The organism is Paenibacillus sp. FSL P4-0338 (assembly GCF_038002365.1).
Taxonomy (GTDB): domain Bacteria; phylum Bacillota; class Bacilli; order Paenibacillales; family Paenibacillaceae; genus Paenibacillus_AQ.
This window is the reverse complement of sequence record NZ_JBBOCG010000001.1, coordinates 3,611,270-3,635,000: the sequence shown is the minus strand read 5'-3', so window position 1 is coordinate 3,635,000 and position 23,731 is coordinate 3,611,270. Positions and strand designations below refer to the sequence as shown.

Here is a 23,731-nt window from a genome sequence, read left to right as displayed (position 1 = left end):
ATCGAACTCGGAGATAGCTGGTTCTCCCCGAAATAGCTTTAGGGCTAGCCTCGGTGAATGGAGTGGTGGAGGTAGAGCACTGATTGGGTGCGGGGCCCGCAAGGGTTACCAAGCTCAGTCAAACTCCGAATGCCATTAACTTCTTGCCGGGAGTCAGACAGTGAGTGCTAAGATCCATTGTCAAAAGGGAAACAGCCCAGACCATCAGCTAAGGTCCCCAAGTGTGTGTTAAGTGGGAAAGGATGTGGAGTTGCACAGACAACCAGGATGTTGGCTTAGAAGCAGCCACCATTGAAAGAGTGCGTAATAGCTCACTGGTCGAGTGACTCTGCGCCGAAAATGTAACGGGGCTAAACACACCACCGAAGCTATGGCTAGATGCTTTGCATCTGGGGTAGGGGAGCGTTGTATGTAGGTTGAAGGTGTACCGTAAGGAGCGCTGGACAGCATACAAGTGAGAATGCCGGTATGAGTAACGAAAAGATCAGTGAGAATCTGATCCGCCGAAAGCCCAAGGTTTCCTGAGGAAGGCTCGTCCGCTCAGGGTAAGTCGGGACCTAAGGCGAGGCCGAAAGGCGTAGTCGAAGGACAACAGTTTGAAATTACTGTACCACCGTAATCCGCTATGAGCGATGGGGTGACGCAGGAGGGTAGTGACGCGGACTGATGGATGTCCGTCTAAGCAGTGAGGCTGGTGTGTAGGCAAATCCGCACACTATTAAGGCCAGGCTGTGATGGGGAGCGAAAATTATAGTAGCGAAGGTCATGATCTCACACTGCCAAGAAAAGCCTCTAGTCAGGAGAAGGTGCCCGTACCGCAAACCGACACAGGTAGGCGAGAAGAGAATTCTAAGGCGCGCGGAAGAACTCTCGTTAAGGAACTCGGCAAAATGACCTCGTAACTTCGGGAGAAGAGGTGCCTCGGTAGGGTGAATAGCCCGAGGGGGCCGCAGTGAAAAGGCCCAAGCGACTGTTTAGCAAAAACACAGGTCTGTGCGAAGCCGTAAGGCGAAGTATACGGGCTGACGCCTGCCCGGTGCTGGAAGGTTAAGGGGAGTGGTTAGGGGTTAAACCCGAAGCTGTGAACCGAAGCCCCAGTAAACGGCGGCCGTAACTATAACGGTCCTAAGGTAGCGAAATTCCTTGTCAGGTAAATTCTGACCCGCACGAATGGCGTAACGACTTGGGCGCTGTCTCAACGAGAGATCCGGTGAAATTTTAATACCTGTGAAGATGCAGGTTACCCGCGACAAGACGGAAAGACCCCATGGAGCTTTACTGCAGCTTGATATTGAATTTGGGTACGATCTGTACAGGATAGGTGGGAGCCGTAGAGGCAGGAGCGCAAGCTTCTGCGGAGGCGCCGTTGGGATACCACCCTGATCGTATCTAGGTTCTAACCTAGTACCGTAACCCGGTACGGGGACCGTGTCAGGCGGGCAGTTTGACTGGGGCGGTCGCCTCCTAAAGAGTAACGGAGGCGTTCAAAGGTTCCCTCAGAATGGTTGGAAATCATTCGCAGAGTGCAAAGGCATAAGGGAGCTTGACTGCGAGACCTACAAGTCGAGCAGGGACGAAAGTCGGACTTAGTGATCCGGTGGTACCGCATGGAAGGGCCATCGCTCAACGGATAAAAGCTACCCTGGGGATAACAGGCTTATCTCCCCCAAGAGTCCACATCGACGGGGAGGTTTGGCACCTCGATGTCGGCTCATCGCATCCTGGGGCTGAAGTAGGTCCCAAGGGTTGGGCTGTTCGCCCATTAAAGCGGTACGCGAGCTGGGTTCAGAACGTCGTGAGACAGTTCGGTCCCTATCTGTCGTGGGCGCAGGAAATTTGAGAGGAGCTGTCCTTAGTACGAGAGGACCGGGATGGACGTACCGCTGGTGCATCAGTTGTTCCGCCAGGAGCATGGCTGAGTAGCTACGTACGGACGGGATAAGCGCTGAAAGCATCTAAGCGTGAAGCCCCCCTCAAGATGAGATTTCCCAGTATGTAAGACCCCTTGAAGACGACGAGGTAGATAGGTTGGAGGTGGAAGTGCAGCAATGCATGGAGCTGACCAATACTAATCGGTCGAGGGCTTATCCAAATTTCTAACACGCAGATTTGTTTCGGATTCAGTTTTCAGGAATCAAGTTCCTGAACGCAACGAAATTCATTCACACATTCGTGATGAACCGAATTTCTAGCGGCAGCGTCTGTTTCACAGACGCATGTTTGGTGGCGATAGCGGAGGGGTTCCACACGTACCCATCCCGAACACGACCGTTAAGCCCTCCAGCGCCGATGGTACTTGGACCGAAGGGTCCTGGGAGAGTAGGACGTTGCCAAGCACTCAAGACCACTGTTGATTATCAATGGTGGTTTTTTGTTTGTGTTTGTGTTTACCATTAAAGTCTATGATGGAGGTGCCAGCTTGATTATCTGGCTTAATGGTGCCTTTGGATCAGGGAAAACACATATAGCAAATGAACTCCAACGCAGAATTCCACATTCGTATGTATTTGATCCGGAAAATGCCCGTTTTTATATCAGGGACAATATTCCTGCCGAGATGTCAGAAGCTGATTTTCAGCACCATACGCTCTGGCGTGACTTTACCTGTTCGATGCTGACATACCTGGATTCAGGCTATAGCGGAACCATTATTGTACCTATGACACTAGTGAAAGAAGAGTATTTCATAGAGATTGTGGGCAGGCTGAGAAGTGAGGGACGGGATGTCCGTCATTTTAACTTGACTGCTTCCTCTGAGACCTTACACAGGAGATTGGAGAGCCGTGGTGAAGGGCCAGGACTCCTGGGCCGCTTTACAGATGGAGACATGTCTTAGGGGCTCAAGAGTAAACTCTTCGCATACGACGTAGATACTGAACATAAATCAGTTTCCGAGGTTGCAGAGATTATTATGGCCTTGGTGGAGAATCCAGTAAGTAATGAATAGAGCAATAATATTTCTATTGTATTATACTATTTTATTTGATATAATACTTTTTGTTGTCGAAAGATTGTTTGCTTATCTGGCTCGTTGGTCAAGGGGTTAAGACACCTCCCTTTCACGGAGGTAACATGGGTTCGAATCCCATACGAGTCACCACATTCATCTTTGAAAAATTAATGGTTGTATATCTCATGTAAATGTGTTATGATCATTAAGTTGCTTCTTCGATGGAGGCTTAGCTCAGCTGGGAGAGCATCTGCCTTACAAGCAGAGGGTCGGGGGTTCGAACCCCTCAGCCTCCACCATGCAGAGTTTGTAAGCCAGAAAAGAATATCTATTACTGACGCGGGGTGGAGCAGCCCGGTAGCTCGTCGGGCTCATAACCCGAAGGCCGCAGGTTCAAATCCTGCCCCCGCAATATTTGGAACCGTGGTGTAGTTGGCCTAACATGCCTGCCTGTCACGCAGGAGATCGCGGGTTCGAATCCCGTCGGTTCCGCCATTTTTATGGCGCAAGGGATGAGAAATCCCTGGGTTCGTTGAAGCATAGGCATCGTAAGGAATACTTCGCAATCTCGTAACGGAGTGAAGAGTATCCCGTCGGTTCCGCCATTTTTATTGAAGCAGTTGAATACATACCGTGTGCGGACGTGGCTCAGCGGTAGAGCATCGCCTTGCCAAGGCGAGGGTCGCGGGTTCGATTCCCGTCGTCCGCTCCATATTTTGCGCCCTTAGCTCAGCTGGATAGAGCGTTTGACTACGAATCAAAAGGCCGGGAGTTCGAATCTCTCAGGGCGCGCCATTATTATTTTATTGAATGTCTTCATCTGAAATTTAATTATCCATTGTGGATATATATGATATTAAGCCGGCGTGGCGGAATGGCAGACGCGCTCGACTCAAAATCGAGTGGGAAACCGTGGAGGTTCGAGTCCTCTCGCCGGTATTAAAAAAGGTTTATGACATTGTATTTCGTACAATGTCATAAACCTTTTTTTGTATTTTTATTGCACCGAAACTTATAATAACTGATTGAGCCTGCTTTCAGGCTCTTTCCCGTTTTGCACACGTTTTATATTATCTATAAAGAAATCGTATCTTTTTTTGTGGAATTTCCGGCCGTCAGGCATTCCTGCGGTATGGGGAGTAAGGACCACATTGCCCAGAGTGCGGAGCTCACTATCTAAGGGAAGCGGTTCGGATTCATACACATCCAGGCAGGCGCCGGAAATCCCACCTTTTTTTAATGCGTCAATCAAGTCTGTCTGATTAACAATCCCGCCGCGGGCCGTGTTGATGAACAGAGCGCTACTCTTCATTTTTTGAAATGCCGTCTGGTTGATCAGATGCTTGGTCTGCTCAGTCAAGGGAACATGTACACTTACGATGTCCGATGTGCTTAGAAGAGTATCGAGATCCGTCATTGTCACCGAATCGTCAGCCTGTACTACGGTCTTTCTTGCATAAGCCAGCACCTTCATATCAAAAGCGCTGCAAAACGCAGCGACTTTCTTTCCGATAGCACCCAGACCGATAATCCCAATGGTTTTGCCCTCTAGTTCACTCCCTGTGTACTCCAACTGATGTTCATTCATCCTGTTTTTCATGAAATGATCAAGAAACGGTATGTTTTTATAATAAGCCAGCATTAGTGCCATTACGTGCTCGGCCACGGCCTGTGCATTCACTCCTGCCGCATTAGCCACCCAAATGCCGAGCTCTGTACAGGCAGGGATATCGACATTATCATAGCCTGCACCTGTCTGTACCAATTTTAATTTTTTGGCACTGGCGAGCAGGCTAGGGTCCACTTGGATATGTTCAGGAATGAGGACCTGGCAATCTTCAATATGATGCAGCATATCTTGTCCGGGCGGGACAATGACAACGTTCCAGTCTTGCGGAAAATACCCGGTAATCTTTAATTGTGCAGTTTCGTTAAAATGACCAACGATGAGAATCTTCATGGCTAAACCACCTTTTCATAACGTGGGTTATTTGACCCCTTGTCTGTGTTAATGATAATTTTAGACATAAAGAATAATGTTGTAAAACGCAAATGTTTTGTGAACTATATTAATATTTTCTATATATTGAGGAGGTATTCGATGTATTTTCCTGGGATAGAGGCATTTTTAGCTATCGTAAGGACCGGGAGTATAAGTAAAGCGGCAGACATGCTGCACCTGTCACAAGCAACGGTAAGCTACCGGCTAAAGACTTTAGAGCAGGGGATGGGCGGCCTATTGGTGGAGCGAAGAAAAGGGGCAGCCAAAATCAGCCTGACCCCAAAAGGGGAGAACTTTTTTAGTATTGCGGAAAGATGGGAGGCGCTCTGGAGGGAAACTCAAATTTTAAAGGCGAATGGTTCGCAGTTAAGTCTGGCCATAAGCGCTGCCGAAAGTATAAGCCACTTCGTCTTGCCTCCGGTATATAGAATGCTTAATCAGCACACTCCGTCCATCCGATTGCAAATTCGTACGCAGCATACGCAGGAGGCTTTTGATAGTATTGAGCGGCGTGAGATGGATGTGGCGTTTGTGGTACGGGAAATTGTGTCGCCTAGCGTTACTGTTCAACCGTTTTTCACTGAAGAAATGGTGTTGTTGCGCTTGGCTGTAACAGGGCGGCAGGCTGGAGATACGGTAGAAATGGAAGAATTGGCGGCAGAGCATGAGGTCCTCGTCAATTGGAATCGGGAGTTTCAATTCAGACATGACCAGTGGTGGGACCCGCTGTGTCCGTCCCGTGTACATCTGGACTCAGCGGGACTCATCACTACTTTTTTGACGAATGCCAGACAATGGACGATTGTGCCTGCTTCGATTGGCGTCCATATGATGGGGATGGGAGAATTTGTTCTTCAGAAGCTGGCGCTGTCAGTGCCCCCCAGAGTAGGCTATAAGGTCACTCATAAGTTTCCAAACCAGGCGTTACACGAGCCCCTTCAGATTCTTGATAACTATCTGCGAGATACATTTGGAGTCCAATGACCTGGCCTGCTGTGTTATACAATCCCATTTTGTGATAATCTCTCCAGAAGTTGTCCGTATTCAGAAAAAGAAATACCCGGCCGCCTGCCTGATTGCCGATAAAGGGCTCCTGTTCAGGCTTCGACGCCCGGGCCAGCAGAAGGGTAGCGCCTGCTGATCCGGGAGGGGAGACTACGACCCATCTTTTCTCCTGCTCGGGTGATAGAGATCTTCAACTAATGTGATTTCTAGGCAATGGTACAGCTCTTATTATTTTACTATAAATGGACCTAATCTACACCAGCTCAACCACTACCATCTGGTGATTCTCCAGATAAGGAAGGGTATAGGTAATCTCGCTATCCTGGTTGAACGTGAACGGCAGCTCTGTCATGGCCGGGGCCAGGTAGACCCGGTGGACGGGTCCGGGAGACGGGAGCCGCAGGCTGACTGTAATATCATGGAGCGGTACGAGGTCCTCAATGACTTCAATCCGGCCCTTCAGGGAAGGGGCAGCATAGAGCAGATGATTCACATAACGCTGTTCTGCCTGCTGATACTGCAGGGTCGTTATGCCGCGGGCCGGCAGATTCGTACGCAGTGACGGCTGAGGCAGCAGCCGCGACAGGGCATGCAGCACCAGCTCCTTCAGAATAAGAGAGCCCGCTTCGGCGTACTCGCTGAATACTTTCCAGGCAATATAGATTCCGCCCCTGCTCTGGGCCATTCCCGGACCATTGTTCTCCATGGCGCCAGGTGTGTGCTGGTGGGAACAGAAGGTGAAGACGTCACGGTTAAAATAAGGGTTCTCCAGATGTCCGAGCGCCTCTCCTTGTCCTTCCTGCAATTCGATTAGCTGGCCTTCGCCGTACATGACAAAAGAAGCAGGCAATAGCGCACCTGGAGTGAAATAGGGCTTGAAATACGCGGGCTGGTACGGGTTCTCTCCAAGCCAGGTGATTCCCAGGTCCAGGGCAAATGCATCCCCGGCCAGATTTAATCCCGAGCATCCGGTAACCAGCACCTTGCCGCCGCCAGCTGTGAAGCTCTCTATGGCATCAGCCAGCTCAGGCCATACAGATACCTCATCCGGGAGAATCAGCACCTTGTACGCGCTAAAATCGCTGAATGTATCTACGATATCATACAGGTAATGCCCTTCGGTCAGCATCCGGACCACTCCGGCGTCAGCCAGATTATGCTCCCCTCTGCGTGCTTGCCCGCCGGGACAGGCCTCCCGTGCCGCTTCCAGCGATAAGACGGCAATGTCGGCCACAGCAGTGACCCCGCTGCACCATTCCTCCTTCGCCTCGACCTCGCTGTAGGCAGCGCCGATCAGGGTGTAAGTCGCTTCATCCATCAGGCCGGAGGGATGGAGCTGGTCACCGATGGAGCATCTGGCACCGTGGGCCAGGCTAAGCGCAGTCTCGAACCGCAGCGCGTTCGGATGCTTATAGCCGCCGAACTCCCCCCAGGAGGTATGGAATTTGCCGGTCATGCCGAGGAATTCCATGCCCAGCGTCTGGGCATAGCGTGCGGACAACGGGAAATGATCATAACCCCAGCCTCCGGTGGGCAGGGACTCCAGCTCCAGATGGCTGTTGACCTGCACGAGGTCACGGCGTCCCCGCTGCTGATGGCCGTTGTTATGATAGACAGGAAGGCCGGGCTTCACGGCATCCAGGGTCTCCCGAACACGGCGGGCATAATTCAGATAAGTCTGCTCACCGAGGGCGATGACGGCAGCTTCATCGCGGGGATCCTGGCCCGCAGCCCGCAGAGCGGTGACGCAATATTGGCAGCGGCATTTACGGCAACCAACGATATCCAGGAAGATGCCGTCGGCATCGTAGCGGGAAGCCGCCTCATGAATCTGGGCCAGCAGGATGTCCAGATAAGGCGTGTTCATACAGAATTCGTGGTAACCCGGTGTCATGAAATCCTTCACCCACCGGGTCCGGTCCTCGGCGTCGCGGATTAGCCATTCCGGGTGGCGGCGGGCCAGCTTCTCGTCCAGGCCGGCTGATAAATACACCGGTGTACGGACTCCGATCTCATGGGCAGCCTCAATCATTTCACCCAGCAAGTCGAAGGTGAGCTCGGGGTGCATCTCATTGGCTTCACTAGGATGATAGGCCCAGCCGTGATGGCATTTGGAGAACACGGTGACAGAGTCTACATGACCTGTACGCAGCATGGACTGGAACTGGGCTCTCGAGAAGTCCCGGCCAATGCCGGGAATGGCTTCTGAGGTATGGAAATCAAGATGAACCTGACGAAAACGCATGGATACTCAACCCCTTATGGAATGGAATGAAAAGAAGATTCCCAGTCACTGTACCTCTTTAATGCGGGATCTGCCAGTGTTAATATAGACTTGGAATAGCACAAAACCGACTTTGGAGGGGAGGAGGCATCATGCTATGCCTGGAGTTTCCAATTCCGCCGCTGCCGCAGTTTGTCACGGTGGGGCATGCCGTCTGGTCACCTGGCGACCGGCATTTCGCCCGCACCTTCGGTGTATATGATCTGCTGCTGGTCAAGCAGGGAACACTCTATATGATGGAAGCGGGCAAGGAATATGCGGTAGGGCCGGGGATGGTGCTGCTGCTTGAGGCTGGATTGAATCATGACGGATATCGTGCCTGTGAAGAGGATACGGAGATCTACTGGGTGCATTTCATTCATGCACCTGAACCGGCATATATCCGGCGCGGGGATATCCCTTGGTCTACACTACTGGCAAAGGGAACGGTGGAGGATGAGGAGCCTTCGGTGCAGCAGCGGCTGTATCTGCCGAAGTTCGCAGCCGTTGATCTGGAGGGGCTGGAGCCGATCCTGCAGGAGATGAACGAGCTTCATAACCGGCTTAGTGCAGAGAATGCCATGCGGCTTCATCTGCTGCTGGCCGGGCTGCTGGCGGCGCTTCAGGCGGAATGTGAGCGTACAGCTCAGCCGCCGGAGCCGGCGGTCCGGCTGGCCCGGGCGGCCGCAGCCTATCTGGCGGTGCATTGGCGGGAGCCGTTCCATCTGGCGGGGCTTGCAGAGGAGCTGCATTTCCAGGCTGATTATATTACCAGATGCATGAAGCAGCATATCGGCACCACGCCGCTGCAGTATGTGCTGCACCTGCGTCTGGAAGAAGCGAAGAAGCTGCTGGGCGGTACGGTACTGGGCATCTCGGAAGTTGCTGAACGGGTAGGCATTCAGGACCCCAATTATATGACCCGGCTGTTCAGCTCCAGATTCGGAGTGACCCCCGGAGCCTACCGGCAGCGGCTGCGCCAGCGGGATGAGGCTGCTGCCGTTACCGGTCCGGGGGAGGGCTGAGCACCGCCCGGGCAGCGGTCAGGAGCCCAGCATCCGCCCGCGGTATTGGCTGGGACTACAGTTAAATACCTTGCGGAACTGGCGGGAGTAATAATTCTGGTCATGGAAGCCGCTGTCCAACGCCACCTGCGAGATGCTCAGGCCCGGGCTGCGCAGCAGGGTGCAGGAATAATCCAGCCGCTTACGGATGACATAATCCATAGGAGTGGTCTGGTAGTTACGGGTGAAGACCCGCAGGAACTGGCGGGTGGACATATAGGCGCGGTCCGCCATTGATTGCAGCGTGATTGGCTGCAGGAAGTGTTCTTCGATGTAGGTAACGGTCTCCCCGATCCGCAGCGCCTTGTTATCCTCATGACTGCTGCTGTTCTGGTAATAGCGGGAGAGCATTCCTACCAAGGCTGTGAAGTAGGTACGGATCATCAGCCGGTAGCCCTCGGGCTGCTGGTCATGCTCCTCGAGAATCTCATCCAACAGCCGGGTAGCTTCCCGGAGCTGCCTGGCTTCCAGCGAGAGCATCCCCTTGAAATACATCTCCTTCCGGTAGAACGGCTCAATATAGAATAAGGCCTGGAAGCCGGGCAGGAGCCTCAGCTCGGACTGCTGGAGCAGCTGCTCCGGCTGGAACATTACGTTCACGTATTCAATTCCGTCAACATTCTTGTAGCCATGGGAAACGTTGCTGTGGATTAGAAACACCTGTCCGGCCTTGACCGGCACCTCTCTCCCTTCAATGATGTGTATGGCGTGTCCTGACAGAATAACGACAAGCTCCGAGAAATCATGGCTGTGGACGTAGTAATCATGGGTCAGCGGGCATTTCTGGATTCTGAAGGTAAAACCCGGCTCAAGGCCGATATCCCGCGCTAGGATTTTGGTAGTCATGGCCATATTATGCTAAAGAAGGTCGGGATCGTCAAGGCGCAAAGACGCGGGCGGCGCTACCATTAGGATGGCGGGTGTACCGGCCTGGCTGTGGCCGGGCAGGGAACCCTGGGCCAAGGTCAGGAGGGCAAAAAATGCGAAATATACTTAAGGATAGAATCACACGGAATAACAGAACCCCCCGGATACTGTTCCTCGGGGACAGCATTACAGCTGACGGACAATATATCCGGTTGATCCGGGAATGGCTGAACATGCACCGGCCGGAGTGGACCGCCGAGCTGATTCCATCCGGCGTACCCAGCGAGACGGTCTCGGGTCTGAGCGAGGCGGCGCATCCCTATCCGCGCCCTTGCGTGCATGAGCGGCTGGCCAGAGAGCTGGCGGAGGCTGCTCCTGATATGGTTATAGCCTGCTATGGCATGAATGACGGAATCTATCATCCCTTCTCGGAAGAGCGGTTCGCTGCTTATCAGGCGGGTATGCTGGCACTCAGCACCCGGGTCGGTGAAGCTGGAGCCGGGATCGTACTCATGACACCTCCGCCGTTCGATGCCCTGTCCATGAAGGGGGAGCTACAGCCCGCAGACGCGGCGGACTTCAGTTATCTGGCGCCATACAAGGACTACGATCAGGTGCTGGAGCATTATGCGGATTGGTTGCTATCCGGGGGCTGCCCTGCGGACAAAGTGATTGATCTGCGTACACCGGTGCTGGAGCTGATCCGGCATGAGCGCTCGCAGAACACCGCTTACAGATATGGAGACGGTATCCATCCGGACTCCCCGGGGCACCGGGTGATCGCACGGACGCTGCTCCGGGAATTGTCCGGCGGGGAGCCGGAACTGCAGATTGACAAGTATTTTGGCGCGGGATTATAGTAAGGACACCTTAAGAGCCGGGAGAGGGATCACATGAACGTACTGCAGACGATCCGTTCGCGTAAATACTTGCAGCGGATCCTACTCAGCTTTATGCTTGTTGTTGCCATTCTGGCTGTAGCTTCGCTGCTGATGAACTCGGGTGCCCGCAACAAGGTGCTCAGCCTCCAGAATGAAGCGGACCGCAAGCTGCTGACCCAGATCAATTACAATATCGAGAACATGAACGGGATTGTAAAAGATCTGGCGGTCTCCCTGTACAATGACGAGGAGATGCTGGCGCTGAAGTCCGGCGCTGATTACAGGCAGAGCATCCTCAAGATTGAGCGGCTGAATCATACGGTCGCAGCCTCTCCGTACCTGCATGCGGCCGTCTTTTATAATGGGGCCCAGCACCGGTTCTTCTCGTCGCTGAACCATGAGATTAACAATAGTCTTCTGTACAGCTCCTTGCAGAACTATATGGATTCCCGGGCAGATCTGCCGAAGCTCCAGCTCATTCCGCTCGACCTGGACGGCAAGGGCGGGGGGATTGATGTCTTTGCCTTCTTCCTGTATGACGGGGATACCTTGGGTTCAATCAATGACAATGTGCTGATCCTCACGGTAAAGCCGGGATGGATGCTCGATAATATGAAAGCGCTTAACCAAGTGGCGGAACGGCAGAATGATGTGTTATTCGTGACCGATACCGACGGTGAGGTGCTGATCGCAACCGGCGGGCAGGTTCCTGAAGGGCTTAACCTGAAGGGAGAGCTGCTGCCGCGGATCAGCGCTTCGGGCAGGCCGCTGGATTCCTTCAACTACAGTCATGACGGCAGGAAATATAAAGTGACTTATCTGAGCAAAGCCCTGAACAACTGGCAGATTATCAGCATGCAGGATTACGATGTGGTGCTGGGCAGCGTCCGGCAGATGAAATGGACGGAGATCGCGGTCACGCTGTCCGTCGTTCTGCTGGCCGTGCTGTTATCTGTGTTCTTCGCGGTGCGGCTGTATAAACCGGTAGGCCAGCTGCTGACTCTGGTTCCAGGGGATGTGCGGGCCGCGCCGCAGGCCAAGGATGAGCTGTCGCTCATTGCAGCCAATCTTACGGAGATGATCAGTAAGCTGAAGGGGCTGGAGCTGGAGCGGGCCTCGCAGTCCAATATTGCCAAGCTCTATCAGCTCCGCAGCCTGATCGCTTCAAGCCACAGTCTGGATGAGCAGTCCTTCCTGCAGCTTAGGGAGCAGCACGGCATCGATATTGCCTATCCGTCCCCTCTCCGGCTGGCGCTCGTGCAGATCGACAACCTGCAGGGGCTGGCGGCAGAGCCGGGGCTGCCGATGGAATCGCTGCTGTACTTCGCCATCTCCAACATCGGACAGGAATTATTGCGCCTTCAGGGCTCCTGTGAAGCTGCAGATATGAAGAGCGGGCATCTGGTCTTCATTGCCGGGAGTGCGGACGGGGAGCTGGCGAAGCTCGAGGAACGGTTCAGGGAGCTCCAGCAGACGATCGGCAACTATTATCATATTACTTTTACAGTCACGCTAAGCGAGGTCTTCACGGATTACCGCAGCATCACGGCGCATTATAATCTGGCGCAGCGCCACGCCAATTACCGGATGATCTACGGCAAAGGTGCTGTGCTTGAGCCGGAGATGCTCCGGGCGAATGAAGAGAATGAAGCGCTGCGCATTCCGCAGGAGCTGGAGCGGCAGCTGACGGAGGGACTGAAGGGCGGAGATCTGGCAGAGACCGAGCAGACGATCCGCAAGTGGAGGGCGCTGCTTGGCGGCTTCAGCTACGAGAATATGTATTCAGCGGTGCTTCATCTGGCCGTGACTCTGAGCCAGACGCTTGCCGAGATGAACAGCCGGAGTGTCAATCCGGTCTCGCTTAACCTGCAGGCGATCAACCGCCGGATTCTGGAGAAGGAGACGCTGGATGAGATGGAGACGGTCCTGCTGGAGGTGGTGCGGGAAGTTGCCGAGCAGCGCAGGAGCGGGCGCGAGGACAAGAACCGGCTGCTCGCGGACACGGTAAAGGAGATTATTGACAAGCATTACGCCGATCCTGACCTGAATGTGCAGCGGATTGCCGATATGCTCAAGATGAATCCGGTCTATCTGGGCCAGGTGTTCAAGGCGCAGGAAGGCACGAGCGTGGTGGATCAGATCAACGCCGCCCGGCTGGCCAGTGCCAAGAAGTACCTGGAGCAAGAGGATTTCACCGTAACAGAGATTATGGAGAAGGTCGGGTTCGGGAACGAGAGTTATTTTTACCGCCTGTTCAAGCGCTGCTATGGCACCACGCCGAAGGAGTACCGCCTGAAATCAGCCATTGACCGCAGCAGATGATTCCACTTTCCCAATATGTAAGGCAGGGTCCGCTACATGAGCACTGTTCATTTGGCGGGCTTTTTGCTGTGCCGTGCAGAAGTCTGCCCCCTCTAGACAGGAATCTGGTAACAATACAGCCCGGCTTTACAGCATTCTTGCAATTGTACAGTAACGCAGCGGCCTGATTCTGCGCTATGTTAGTCGTGCAAAGCCTGGGACACAGGCAAACAGCTGCAGCTAAGGAAGGAAAGGAAGGGGCTCAAGGTTATGTTGAATAAGGTTCCGCTGGCGGAACAGCAGGCAAGTTCAGGAGCGCCGCCGGCCACGCGCAGACAATCCTGGCTCCGAAGGGAGCTGGCCCATTTCAAAAGCAACCGGGAGCTGTTCCTGCTCTCGCTGCCGGGACTGCTGTACAAATTGATTTTCGCGTATATTCCGATGATTGGTCTGATTATCGCCTTCAAGAATTACCGGTATGATCTCGGGATCTTCGGCAGTAAATGGGTCGGGCTGGATAACTTCCGTTATTTGTTCACTACGGACACGGCGTGGCGGATTACAAGGAATACGGTCCTGTATAACACCGCTTATATTCTGATAGGCACCTCAGCGGCGCTGCTGCTGGCTATTCTGATGAATGAGATTAAGGCCAAGTGGAGCAAGTTCTATCAGACGGCCTTGTTTCTGCCCCATTTCCTGTCATGGGTGCTTGTGGGTTATGTGGCTTATGCCTTCTTGAACCACTCTGACGGCTTCATCAACCGCACGCTGGAATCCTTCGGGCTAAATCCGGTGAGCTGGTACCAGAATCCCGGACCCTGGCCGGTCATTCTGATTCTGGTTCAATTGTGGAAAGTGGTGGGGTTCAACACGCTGATTTATTTTGCCGGCATTATTGGCATTAACAGTGAATATTACGAGGCGGCGCGGATCGACGGGGCAACCAAGCGGCAAATGGCCTTCAAAATCACGATCCCGCTGATGGCCCCAATCATCATTATTATGCTGATTCTGTCGATCGGCAACATGTTCCGTGGGGATTTCGGCCTGCATTATTTCATCCCGAATAACTCCGGTTTTCTCTATGGCTCTACGGATATCATTGATACTTATGTGTACCGTGCGCTGCGTGAGGTCGGCAATGTGAGTATGTCTGCGGCTACCGGGTTCTATCAGTCGGTTGTCGGTCTGGTGCTGGTGCTGACAGCTAACGGAATTGTGCGCAAGGTCGATCCCGATAATTCCCTGTGGTAAGGAGGTGCCCGAAGCGTGGGCAAAAAATTTGAATTCTCGAAGCTGTTCATTAATCTGCTGTTTATCGTGCTGTCGCTGGTGGTGATTCTGCCATTCCTGCTGGTCATCGTTGTCTCGCTGACGGATGAGAAGTCATTGACCGAGAACGGGTACCAGTTCATTCCTTCATCCTTCAGTCTGGATGCCTACCGCTATCTGCTGGACGCTCCCGATATCCTGCTCCGGGCTTATGGCGTTACGTTCACGGTGACGATCATCGGCGCGCTGGCTGGACTGCTGCTGACCGCGATGACCGCCTACGTGATTTCAAGGCAGGATTACCGGTATAACCGGGCGACGACGTTCTATGTTTTTTTCACTATGCTGTTCAGCGGGGGTCTCGTTCCCTCCTACATTCTCATTACTCAGTACCTGCATCTGAAGGATAGCCTGCTGGCGCTGATTCTGCCGATTCTGCTGTCGCCGTTCAACATTATGGTCATGAAGGGCTTCATGTCCAAGATTCCGCTGGAGATCATTGAATCGGCCAAAATCGACGGGGCGCGGGAGTTCCGCATTTTCTTCCGGATTATTCTGCCGCTCTCGACGCCTGCCCTGGCTACGCTGGGTCTGCTGATATCCTTCACCTACTGGAACGAATGGTTCAACGCGATGCTGTACATTGACGATCCGAACAAGGTACCGCTGCAGCTGCTGCTGGTGCGGACACTCAACAGTATTGAGTTTCTCACGACGAACTCGGAATTTACCGGACAGCTTGGCATTGACCTGAGCAGCTTCCCAAACAGCTCCGCGCGGATGGCTATTGCCGTACTGGCCGGCGGACCGATGCTGGTCATCTTCCCGTTTTTTCAGCGGTTTTTCGTCAAAGGGCTTACGGTTGGCTCCCTAAAGGGTTAACATACAATTACATGTACTAAGTACAGGAGGTCACTCACATGAAAAAAGGGCTGGTTGGCGTATTGGCATCCGTAATGCTGCTTGCATCCGTGCTGTCAGGCTGCGGAGGGAACAATAACGGCGGCAATGGCAATGCTGCTACAGGTACGGAAGGAAGCGGAACGGGGGTTGCGCAGAGCGCGGCACCGGAATCCGGGAAGGACGGCGAGCTGAAGCCGGTCGAACTGACCTGGTATTATCCGCTGTCGCAGCTGCAGGCAGACCAGGATAAGGTGCAGGAGGAAGTGAATAAGATTACGAAGGCGAAGATCAACGCCACCGTGAAGCTGATGCCTGTAGCAATCGGGGACTATGTGCAGAAGATGAACACCGTGCTTGCGGCAGGCGAGAAGTTCGACATTCTCTGGACCGGTTATATGCTGAAGCCGGAGGAGCTGGTGCGCAAGGGAGCGATTCAGCCGATGGATAAGCTGCTTGACGAGTATGCGCCGGAGCTGAAGAAGGATGTGCCGCAGGTGATGTGGGATGGCCTCTCGGTGGACGGGGAGATCTACGGTATTCCGAACCAGCAGATCAACGGCTCCCGGTATGGCTTCATCATCCAGAAGCGCTTCGCTGACAAGTACAAACTTGATACCGCTTCCATCAAAAAAATAGCGGACATCGAGCCATTCCTGGCCCAGATTAAGCAGAACGAGAAGGATATCATTCCGTTTGGCGTATTCGGCACTTCCTTCATCAATCCGCAGTCGCATGATGACAAGTACTGGGTAGTTCCGGGTCTGGATGACCATTTCTATATTAAGACAGATGATCCCTCGTATACGCTCCAGCGGTACCCGGAAGAAGAACTGGACAATTTCCGGCTGGCCAGCAAGTGGTATAAGGATGGCTATATTTACAAGGATGCCGCTACCGAAAAAGCGAATGATTACCTCGCCAAAGGCCAGATTGCCGTCGATTTCAACGTGACGCTGAAGCCGGGCGTCGAGGCTGAGGTGAAGGCCAAAAACGGCGGCAATGACGTCATCACCGTTCCGCTCAGCGACTGGTTCTCCAACGGTTATTCGGCTACAACCAACCAATCGATCAGCCGTACGGCCCCTAATCCGGAGCGCGCGATGATGTTCCTGAATCTGGTGAATACCGACAAGGAGCTGTACAATCTGCTCTGTAACGGGATTGCCGGTGAGCATTATGATAAGGCAGACGGGGAGTACATTAAGGCCAAAGCGGATTCCCGCTACCTGCCGAATATGGACTGGGTGTTTGGCAGCGTATTCAACTCCTACCTGAAGGAAGGACAGCCGGAGAATGTGTGGGAAGAGACCAAGAAGATCAATTCCGGTTCCGAGGTAAATCCGGTCGGTGCCTTCAAGTTCAATTCCGAGCCGGTGAATACCGAAATCGCCAACCTGAATGCGGTGTGGGGGGAATATAAGCGGGGACTGGTGACCGGTACGCTTGATTTTGAAGAAACCTGGCCTGCGCTCTATGGCAAGCTGAAGGAAGCCGGCGAAGAGAAATACGTGGCGGAAGTTACCAAACAATTCGAACAATTCCTTAAGGATAAAGGTCTGAAGAAGTAAGGGTAAGGTGTAAGGACACAGAATAGATCTACACGGCTGAGGAAAACCGGAGAAACCTGCTGCTCATGGGGGGCTTCGCCAAACTGAAGTTGGCGCAAGCCCCTACATCCTACGTTGAAAGGAAGAGGAGCCTTGGTGAAAAAAAGTTTGCTTGCTGCCCTTGCAGCCAGTCTGCTGCTGATGCCGTTTCTGCCGTTTGAAGTCCCTGCCTATGCGGAGGGGGGAACGTCCGGGACGGCTTTTTATGTGGCTACGAATGGAAGCGATTCCAACTCTGGGACGCTGAATGCCCCATTCCAGAGTCTTGAGAAGGCGCGCGATACGATCCGTACGCTGAAGGCGGAGGATGGACTGCCGGACGGCGGAGTCACCGTGTATCTGCGGGAAGGAAGGTATGAGCGGACCTCCAGCTTCGAGCTGCGTGAACAGGACTCCGGCGAAGCTGACAAGCCCGTCACGTATACGGCTTATCCGGGAGAGGAGGTCACGCTGTCCGGCTCCCGCCAACTCGCCAAGTCAGCCTTCGTTCCGGTTACCGACACGGCCATTCTCAGCCGGATCATCAGCCCGGAGGCGCGAACGAAGGTGCTGGCCGCCGATCTGGGAGCGCTCGGCATTACCGATTACGGCGAGCTCAGCCGGCACGGGTATTATCTGGCCAATGATCTGAGCGAGGTGCCGCCGATGGAGCTGTACGTGGCCGGGCAGGGCATGACACTGGCCCGCTGGCCGAATGAAGGCACGGTCCAGATGGATGAGATTCTTGATCCTGGCCCGACCCGGAAGGACCCGAACGGCGAAGTGCATACGCGAGGCGGAACCTTCACCTACACGTATGACCGTCCCCAGTACTGGACGCAGGCTGACGACATCTGGCTGGACGGGATCTTCGGTTATAGCTGGGAATGGTCGTACAACAAGATTGCTTCCATTGATACGGCTGCCAAAAGCATCACTCTCCGCTACGGGGAGATGAGCGGGATCTTCAAAAACTGGTACCCGGATTTCCACTTTGCGCAGAATCTGCTGGAGGAGATCGACATGCCCGGCGAATATTATATTGACCGCCAGGCCGGGAAGCTGTATTTTCTGCCGAACGCGGAATTTACTGCCGGGAATCCGGATATTGAAGTCACGATGCTGAAGAGTCCAATGATCAACGCCTTGAACGCCTCGTACATCGACTTCTCAGAGCTGGTGCTGGAGAACGGCCGCGATTCCGCAGCGGTGTTCATGGGCGGCAAGCAAATGCGTATTCTGAACAGCGAGATCCGCAATTTCACCAACAGCGGGGTGCTGGTCAATACCCAGAGCCGGTTCTATTACAATAACTTCGAAGGGGCACCGGGAACGGATCACGCCGTTGTCAGCACGCATATTCATCATATCGGCGGCACCGCCGTCACGCTGACTGGGGGCAACAAAACGACGCTTGCCCCGGGGAACAACAGGGTGGAGAATTCGCATATTCACGATTTTGCCTACTATCACAAAGCCTATAATCCCGGAGTACTGCTGTCCGGCGTGGGCAACCGCATGTCGCACAATGAGCTGCATGACGCACCGCATCCCGGCGTGCTGATCTTCGGCAATGATCATAACGTGGAATACAACGAGATCTATGATGTATGCACGACCTTCTCGGATCTCGGCGCGATCTATATGAACGCGGGGGAACAGCCCCATGAGCGGGGAACGGTAATCCGCCGTAATTACTTCCATAACATCGGGGAGAGCAAAGCGGGTGTAGAGGGCGTATACCCGGACAATTTCACGATGGGTCTGACTATTGACGAGAATATCTTTTACAAGATGGGTAATTCCGCTATTAAAAATAACGGCGGCGCCCATATCCTGACCCGTAACAATATCTTCATTGACAGCAAAATTCCGTATGACTATGCGGATATGTTCCTGGGCGATGAGCCGGATGATCAGGTTCCGCTGAATTATATGCCGAAGTGGCAGGCCTTGTTCGCGGCGAATAATAATTTCACCGGAACGCCTTATCTGGCCAAATATCCCGAGCTGGCGGATTTCTTCACGGAGAACCGTTATTATCCTGACACCAATACGTTTCAGGGCAATGTTATCTACAACCCGTCGGTTCCGCGCAGTGTAACGACCAATGTGTACGGGGCTTATGACAAGTTCGGCCTGGTCCAGTATGCTAATAACTGGGTTACTGCGGGTGATCCGGGCTTCACCGACCTGGCGGGAGGCGATCTGTCGCTGCGGCCGGATGCGGATGTATATGATGTGATTCCCGGCTTCCCGGACATTCCGTTCGGCGAGATCGGCGTTAACGGTAAGGCAGGTACGACAGCCGGTGCGGACAGCTATCCCGTGCAGGGGGTCAGTGTCTATGACAGTGAAATTACCGTAGACCGCTGGAAAACGGTGAAGCTGCGGACGGCGGTTCTCCCCTGGAATGCGGATAATCCGGCCTTGACCTTCACTTCGGCTGATCCTGCTATCGCGGCAGTGGACGGGGCAGGAACCGTGACCGGCCGGACGGTAGGGACCACAGTAATCACGGTGGCTTCGGCGGAGAATCCGCTGCTGAGTGCGACGGTTACGGTTCATGTGGAGGCCGGCGATGGCGTGATGGACTTCACGGATTTCGAGTCCGGCGCGAACGGCTGGCTGCAGGATGCGAACCGCAGCATTGAGAAGATTGGCACGAACCGCTGGTATAAGATTCTGAACGGAGCCTCCGCCCTTAGCCCCAAATCCTTCTCAGACTATGAGCTGAGTTTCAAGGTGAAGACCCCGGCGGTGATGGGCGATAACGCGACTCTGTATATCTTCGACCGCCAGGCCGGAAGCGGCTCTACCCGGATCGGCTATAAGACCCGCGCGGACGGAAGCTCCGCCTGGCTGCTGTACAATTCTGCCTGGACGGTGCTAAAGGAAGTGAAGCTACCGGGGCATGACCTGCAGCCGGATACGGAATATGCGGTCGGCATGCTGGTGAAGGGCGGCGATATCAGCGTCTATCTGGACGGAGCGTTCCGCCTGAAGGGCAATGACCCGGGGCATAATGCGGAAGGGAAGGTTGGCTTCTATGTCAGCAATGTCAGCCAGATGCACTTCGATGACATTCAGTTCAGGGAGCTGACGACAACGCTGGCCGGGATTATTCCGGCAGAGAATAACGTGCGTCTGGCCGCAGGGGAGCAGCAGCAACTGCAAGTCTCCTTCGATCCTGCGGATACGCCGGATACTGGGGTGACCTGGCAGTCTGCTAACCCGGCTGTAGCAACAGTGAACAGTACGGGCGTTGTGAGCGCCGTATATGAAGGACAGACCGTGATCACGGTGGTCTCAACGGCCAATCCGCTGATTACAGCCGATATTGCCGTAACGGTTTCCAATATCATGCATGAGACAGACTTCGAGAACGGGGGCAACGGCTGGCCGGTGGACCCGAACCGCAGCATTGCCGCTGATTCGGACGGCAACCGCAGATATAAGCTGCTGAACGGTGCCACCGGACTGCTCGACCGCAGCTTCACCGCCTATCAGCTGGAGTTCAAGCTGAAGACGCCCGTCGTGATGCCGGATAACGGCATCCTATACATCTTCGACCGCCAGGACAGCAGTGGCTCTACCCGTATCGGGTACCGGACCCGCGCAGATGGATCTTCGGCCTGGATCTTGTATGACACGGCCTGGCAGAAGCTGACCGAGACTGTGCTGCCTGGACATGACCTGCAGCCGGATACGGAGTATGCGGTGAAGGTAACGGCGAAGGGCGGGGACATCGCCGTATTTGTAGACGGCGCACCAAGGCTCTCCGGCAGCGATCCGGGCCACCGCCCGTCCGGCAAGGTGGGCTTCTACACCACCGGCTTCGCCTATCTGCTGTTCGACGACATCACGTTCTCGGTGATGCCATAAGGGGAATGGGTGCTCTTCTGCGGACCGGTGCGATTAGAGATAAATCATGGATACGGCAAGAAGCCGCTCCCTTACGGGGCGGCTTCTTTGCCTTGCGCGGCCGTCTATCCGGCCAGCGCCGACCGGATCTGCCTCGTGTAGAACAGGCGGACAATGAAGAAGTAGATCACCTGAATGAAGAAGAACAGGCCCAGCACAAGCAGGGACTCCCTGAATATGGAGTATTGGAACATATGTGACAGTGCGGTAAGGGCAACGGCTCCATGCACAAGCGCGACAACGATCGGGGCGAAGAAGAGCAGGCTGATCTGGCGGTTCAATATCCGGCCCAGCTCTTTGTCACTCAGCCCCAGCTTGGAGATGGCCTTGAACTTCTGCTTATCCTCATCCAGATCGCTGTACAGCCGGAAATAGAGAAAGCTGCCGGCAGAGACAAAAAATACGATTCCGACAAAAAAACCGATGAACATCACGGGGCCAAAGCTGTCATTGGTCTTGGAGGTTAAATACTCGAGCGCATAAAAAATATACTGCTCATCATAGGGAAGCTCATTCGTCAGCTTTGCACCTGCCTTCTCTGCTCCCGGCTGTCCAATCGCACCGTGCCATGCATAATAACGGCTCACTTTGAGCGGCTGTCCAAGCTTGCGGGTCCACTCATCGGGGACGACGTAATAACCGCTGACTCCCCGTACGGCCCAAGATACGACAGCCTGATCCGCCTCGATGACGATTCCTGGCTGCAGCTCGACCGGCTGATTGAGCATGTCTTCCCCCTCGCGGGACAGGCCGAAATCTACAACGGCTGCTTTCCCTGCGGTAAGCCGGATGGGATTTAGCCCCAGCAGCCCGGCTACGCTGTTGTATTCGGATTGCTTCACCAGAACCAGTGTCTGGACGCTATCTGCAGCCTTATAATAGTTAAGCTTCAGACTCATTTTTTCGGCAGCAATCCCGGCTTTGCCCAGGCTTTGGTCAATTAGCTGTATATGGGACTGTGCCTTGCTGTCCCCGTCCAGGGACTGATAGGTGAACAGATAAGGGTTCTTCTGCGTAAGCGCTCCGTTTATCATCGACTGGAATCCGTACAGGGCTCCTATCGCGCTGAAGGATACGGTAGAGATGATGGCGACCAGGAAAAAGGAACGTGCGTTGTCCTTCATCCGGTAGGAAAGATCAGAGAGCAGCAGCATATTGGTTCTGCGCCAGAATAGCTGCTCACGCGCCTTCAGCTTACGGATCAGGTACACACTGAGCTGTGTGAATAGCAGATAGGTACCGATCGACACCATAATGACCACCGGCGCGAGCAACAACACCACACTCAGACCACTCGCCCGAAGGGACAGGAAGTAGCTGATTCCCAGCAGCGTTACCACCAGCAAAGACAGCAGAAGCGAGGCCTTCGGCTCCGGCTTGGGCTGACGGTTTGAATGGATGAGCGTGATCAGCTTGCCGCTGCGCAGCACCGTAGAGATGAACAGGGAGATCAGGACGAATAGTAGCAGGAAGGAGATCAGTGTCAGCACCATCGCCTTGAACGGGAAATAGAATTGCAGTGGCTCATTAAGCGCAAGCACATTCTCCCCGGCAAGCAGAATTCCTTTGGCAAAGATAAGGCCTAGTCCAATGCCGCTGACCGTCGCGCCTGACCCGACGATCATATTCTCCAGAAAGATCATCCGCCGCAGCTGCCGGACCGTCATGCCATGCATCATCATCAGCCCGAACTCCCGCTTGCGCGATTGCAGGAAGGCGCTCATGGAGTAGAGCACGAAGAAGAAGGAGAACACATAGATCACCCATTTGGAGACCGAAAGAGCAAGAGCCGCACTGGATTGAATATGTTCCCCGCTCAGTACCGGATGATAGGCGAAGATGGAGAAGGTGAAGAAGACCATTACCGTAAACATACTGCTGAGAAAATAGGCGGTGTACAGGCGTTTGTTCCGGGAGACGTTACGGAATGCGAACTGGCGGAACGTCATGGCTATACCCCCCTAACAGCGAAAGTGTATCAATAATTTTCTGGAAAAAGCTCTGGCGGTTATCCCCCTGGTGGATCTCTGTATAGAGCCTGCCGTCCTTAATGAATACCACGCGGTGACAATAGCTGGCGGCTACAGCGTCATGAGTAACAAGCATCATCGTTGTGGACTGCTGCCGGTTGAGCGTTTCCAGCAGATCCATCACATCTTTGGCTGCCTTGGAATCGAGATTTCCGGTAGGCTCATCGGCCAGCAGCAGCTTCGGAGCATGAATCATGGCTCTGGCGATCGCAGTCCGCTGAGCCTGTCCGCCGGAGATCTCATAGGTGCGTTTATTCATAATGGAGCCAATCCCCAGCTTCTCGGCAATGTCCCGGGCCTTTTGCTTCATTTCACTAACCCGGGTCCCATCCAGGGTCAGCGGCAGCACTATATTCTCTTCGACAGTCAGGGTATTCAGCAGATTGAAATCCTGAAAGACAAAGCCCAGCTCGCGGCGGCGGAAGACTGCCAGCTCATTTTTGTCCAGCTTGCCCGTGTCCTTATGATTGATCCTAATGCTTCCGGTAGTCGGAACGTCCACGGTGGCAATTATATTCAGGAGCGTTGTTTTTCCGCTGCCGGAGGGTCCCATAATCCCCACGAATTCTCCGGCTGCGATGGTTAAGTCAATGTCGGTCAAGGCCCGGTAGGCCACGTTTCCTTCATAGATTTTACTGACCTTTTGAACCTCCAGCATAAGGCTGTACTCCCCCTCACTT

At 54.0% G+C, this 23,731-nt stretch carries 14 protein-coding genes, 7 tRNA genes, 2 rRNA genes and 1 pseudogene (1 of these 24 only partly in view); 18 read left to right on the top strand and 6 right to left on the bottom strand.

Going from position 1 to position 23,731, the window contains the following annotated elements:
- The 10 genes from MKZ07_RS15980 to MKZ07_RS15935 form a co-directional block, all read left to right on the top strand.
- Positions 1–2,092: ribosomal RNA gene (locus MKZ07_RS15980) — 23S ribosomal RNA — on the top strand; it begins 837 nt to the left of the window's first position.
- Between the two features lie 127 nt (positions 2,093–2,219).
- Positions 2,220–2,336: ribosomal RNA gene (gene rrf / locus MKZ07_RS15975) — 5S ribosomal RNA — on the top strand.
- Positions 2,337–2,419: 83 nt separating this feature from the next.
- Positions 2,420–2,836: an AAA family ATPase gene (locus MKZ07_RS15970; protein WP_341026490.1), complete on the top strand. Its 417-nt coding sequence runs from the start codon at positions 2,420–2,422 to the stop codon at positions 2,834–2,836.
- A 189-nt stretch (positions 2,837–3,025) separates the two neighbouring features.
- A tRNA-Glu gene (locus MKZ07_RS15965) sits at positions 3,026–3,100 on the top strand.
- Between the two features lie 73 nt (positions 3,101–3,173).
- Positions 3,174–3,249 (top strand) — tRNA-Val (locus MKZ07_RS15960).
- A gap of 39 nt (positions 3,250–3,288) precedes the next feature.
- A tRNA-Met gene (locus MKZ07_RS15955) sits at positions 3,289–3,362 on the top strand.
- Positions 3,363–3,367: 5 nt separating this feature from the next.
- A tRNA-Asp gene (locus tag MKZ07_RS15950) sits at positions 3,368–3,445 on the top strand.
- Between the two features lie 142 nt (positions 3,446–3,587).
- Positions 3,588–3,662: transfer RNA gene (locus tag MKZ07_RS15945), tRNA-Gly, on the top strand.
- Between the two features lie 6 nt (positions 3,663–3,668).
- Positions 3,669–3,745, top strand: a tRNA-Arg gene (locus MKZ07_RS15940).
- 65 nt (positions 3,746–3,810) lie between these two features.
- Positions 3,811–3,889: transfer RNA gene (locus tag MKZ07_RS15935), tRNA-Leu, on the top strand.
- Between the two features lie 73 nt (positions 3,890–3,962).
- Here MKZ07_RS15935 and MKZ07_RS15930 read toward each other — a convergent pair.
- Positions 3,963–4,910, bottom strand: a complete 948-nt coding sequence (locus MKZ07_RS15930) for an NAD(P)-dependent oxidoreductase (protein ID WP_036690593.1) — start codon at positions 4,908–4,910, stop codon at positions 3,963–3,965.
- Positions 4,911–5,051: 141 nt separating this feature from the next.
- Here MKZ07_RS15930 and MKZ07_RS15925 point away from each other — a divergent pair, with 141 nt between their 5' ends.
- Positions 5,052–5,936, top strand: a complete 885-nt coding sequence (locus MKZ07_RS15925; protein WP_036690591.1) for a LysR family transcriptional regulator — start codon at positions 5,052–5,054, stop codon at positions 5,934–5,936.
- A 25-nt stretch (positions 5,937–5,961) separates the two neighbouring features.
- On the opposite strand, the pseudogene MKZ07_RS15920 reads toward MKZ07_RS15925, so the two are convergent.
- Positions 5,962–6,167, bottom strand: a pseudogene (locus tag MKZ07_RS15920) (VOC family protein); the annotation flags it as partial.
- A 43-nt stretch (positions 6,168–6,210) separates the two neighbouring features.
- Positions 6,211–8,202 (bottom strand): beta-galactosidase trimerization domain-containing protein, encoded by a 1,992-nt coding sequence (locus tag MKZ07_RS15915; protein ID WP_341026486.1) that lies wholly within the window; start codon positions 8,200–8,202, stop codon positions 6,211–6,213.
- Positions 8,203–8,333: 131 nt separating this feature from the next.
- On the opposite strand from MKZ07_RS15915, the gene MKZ07_RS15910 reads away from it, so the two are divergent.
- Positions 8,334–9,245, top strand: a complete 912-nt coding sequence (locus tag MKZ07_RS15910) for an AraC family transcriptional regulator (RefSeq protein ID WP_036690588.1) — start codon at positions 8,334–8,336, stop codon at positions 9,243–9,245.
- Positions 9,246–9,263: 18 nt separating this feature from the next.
- Here the strand turns inward: MKZ07_RS15910 and MKZ07_RS15905 are convergent, their stop codons facing one another.
- Complete coding sequence (locus tag MKZ07_RS15905; RefSeq protein ID WP_051493140.1) at positions 9,264–10,130, bottom strand: helix-turn-helix domain-containing protein; 867 nt, start codon at positions 10,128–10,130, stop codon at positions 9,264–9,266.
- A 134-nt stretch (positions 10,131–10,264) separates the two neighbouring features.
- Between MKZ07_RS15905 and MKZ07_RS15900 the strand changes: the two genes are divergently transcribed.
- The 6 genes from MKZ07_RS15900 (at position 10,265) to MKZ07_RS15875 (ending at position 20,982) form a co-directional block, all read left to right on the top strand.
- Positions 10,265–11,011 (top strand): SGNH/GDSL hydrolase family protein, encoded by a 747-nt coding sequence (locus MKZ07_RS15900; protein WP_341026485.1) that lies wholly within the window; start codon positions 10,265–10,267, stop codon positions 11,009–11,011.
- A gap of 33 nt (positions 11,012–11,044) precedes the next feature.
- Positions 11,045–13,354 carry a helix-turn-helix domain-containing protein gene (locus tag MKZ07_RS15895; protein WP_341026483.1) on the top strand — a complete coding sequence of 770 codons (2,310 nt, stop codon included), beginning with the start codon at positions 11,045–11,047 and terminating at the stop codon, positions 13,352–13,354.
- A 249-nt stretch (positions 13,355–13,603) separates the two neighbouring features.
- Positions 13,604–14,590, top strand: coding sequence for an ABC transporter permease (locus MKZ07_RS15890; RefSeq protein WP_036690585.1), 987 nt, complete (start codon positions 13,604–13,606; stop codon positions 14,588–14,590).
- A 15-nt stretch (positions 14,591–14,605) separates the two neighbouring features.
- Complete coding sequence (locus tag MKZ07_RS15885) at positions 14,606–15,490, top strand: carbohydrate ABC transporter permease (RefSeq protein WP_036690583.1); 885 nt, start codon at positions 14,606–14,608, stop codon at positions 15,488–15,490.
- Positions 15,491–15,528: 38 nt separating this feature from the next.
- Positions 15,529–17,079, top strand: a complete 1,551-nt coding sequence (locus MKZ07_RS15880; protein WP_036690581.1) for an ABC transporter substrate-binding protein — start codon at positions 15,529–15,531, stop codon at positions 17,077–17,079.
- A 135-nt stretch (positions 17,080–17,214) separates the two neighbouring features.
- On the top strand, positions 17,215–20,982 hold the full coding sequence (locus MKZ07_RS15875; RefSeq protein ID WP_341026482.1) for an Ig-like domain-containing protein: 3,768 nt from the start codon (positions 17,215–17,217) through the stop codon (positions 20,980–20,982).
- Between the two features lie 104 nt (positions 20,983–21,086).
- Here the strand turns inward: MKZ07_RS15875 and MKZ07_RS15870 are convergent, their stop codons facing one another.
- On the bottom strand, positions 21,087–22,970 hold the full coding sequence (locus MKZ07_RS15870; protein ID WP_036690579.1) for an FtsX-like permease family protein: 1,884 nt from the start codon (positions 22,968–22,970) through the stop codon (positions 21,087–21,089).
- Positions 22,942–23,709, bottom strand: a complete 768-nt coding sequence (locus MKZ07_RS15865) for an ABC transporter ATP-binding protein (protein ID WP_036690577.1) — start codon at positions 23,707–23,709, stop codon at positions 22,942–22,944. The genes MKZ07_RS15870 and MKZ07_RS15865 overlap by 29 nt, the downstream gene beginning before the upstream one ends.
- Positions 23,710–23,731: the final 22 nt, after the last annotated feature.

Coding starts and splice junctions, on each gene's coding strand:
- MKZ07_RS15905 (WP_051493140.1), bottom strand. CDS start 10,130: ATGACTACCAAAATCCTAGCGCGGGATATCGGCCTTGAGCCGGGTTTT.
- MKZ07_RS15900 (WP_341026485.1), top strand. CDS start 10,265: ATGCGAAATATACTTAAGGATAGAATCACACGGAATAACAGAACCCCC.
- MKZ07_RS15880 (WP_036690581.1), top strand. CDS start 15,529: ATGAAAAAAGGGCTGGTTGGCGTATTGGCATCCGTAATGCTGCTTGCA.
- MKZ07_RS15910 (WP_036690588.1), top strand. CDS start 8,334: ATGCTATGCCTGGAGTTTCCAATTCCGCCGCTGCCGCAGTTTGTCACG.
- MKZ07_RS15915 (WP_341026486.1), bottom strand. CDS start 8,202: ATGCGTTTTCGTCAGGTTCATCTTGATTTCCATACCTCAGAAGCCATT.
- MKZ07_RS15890 (WP_036690585.1), top strand. CDS start 13,604: ATGTTGAATAAGGTTCCGCTGGCGGAACAGCAGGCAAGTTCAGGAGCG.
- MKZ07_RS15895 (WP_341026483.1), top strand. CDS start 11,045: ATGAACGTACTGCAGACGATCCGTTCGCGTAAATACTTGCAGCGGATC.
- MKZ07_RS15870 (WP_036690579.1), bottom strand. CDS start 22,970: ATGACGTTCCGCCAGTTCGCATTCCGTAACGTCTCCCGGAACAAACGC.
- MKZ07_RS15930 (WP_036690593.1), bottom strand. CDS start 4,910: ATGAAGATTCTCATCGTTGGTCATTTTAACGAAACTGCACAATTAAAG.
- MKZ07_RS15865 (WP_036690577.1), bottom strand. CDS start 23,709: ATGCTGGAGGTTCAAAAGGTCAGTAAAATCTATGAAGGAAACGTGGCC.
- MKZ07_RS15925 (WP_036690591.1), top strand. CDS start 5,052: ATGTATTTTCCTGGGATAGAGGCATTTTTAGCTATCGTAAGGACCGGG.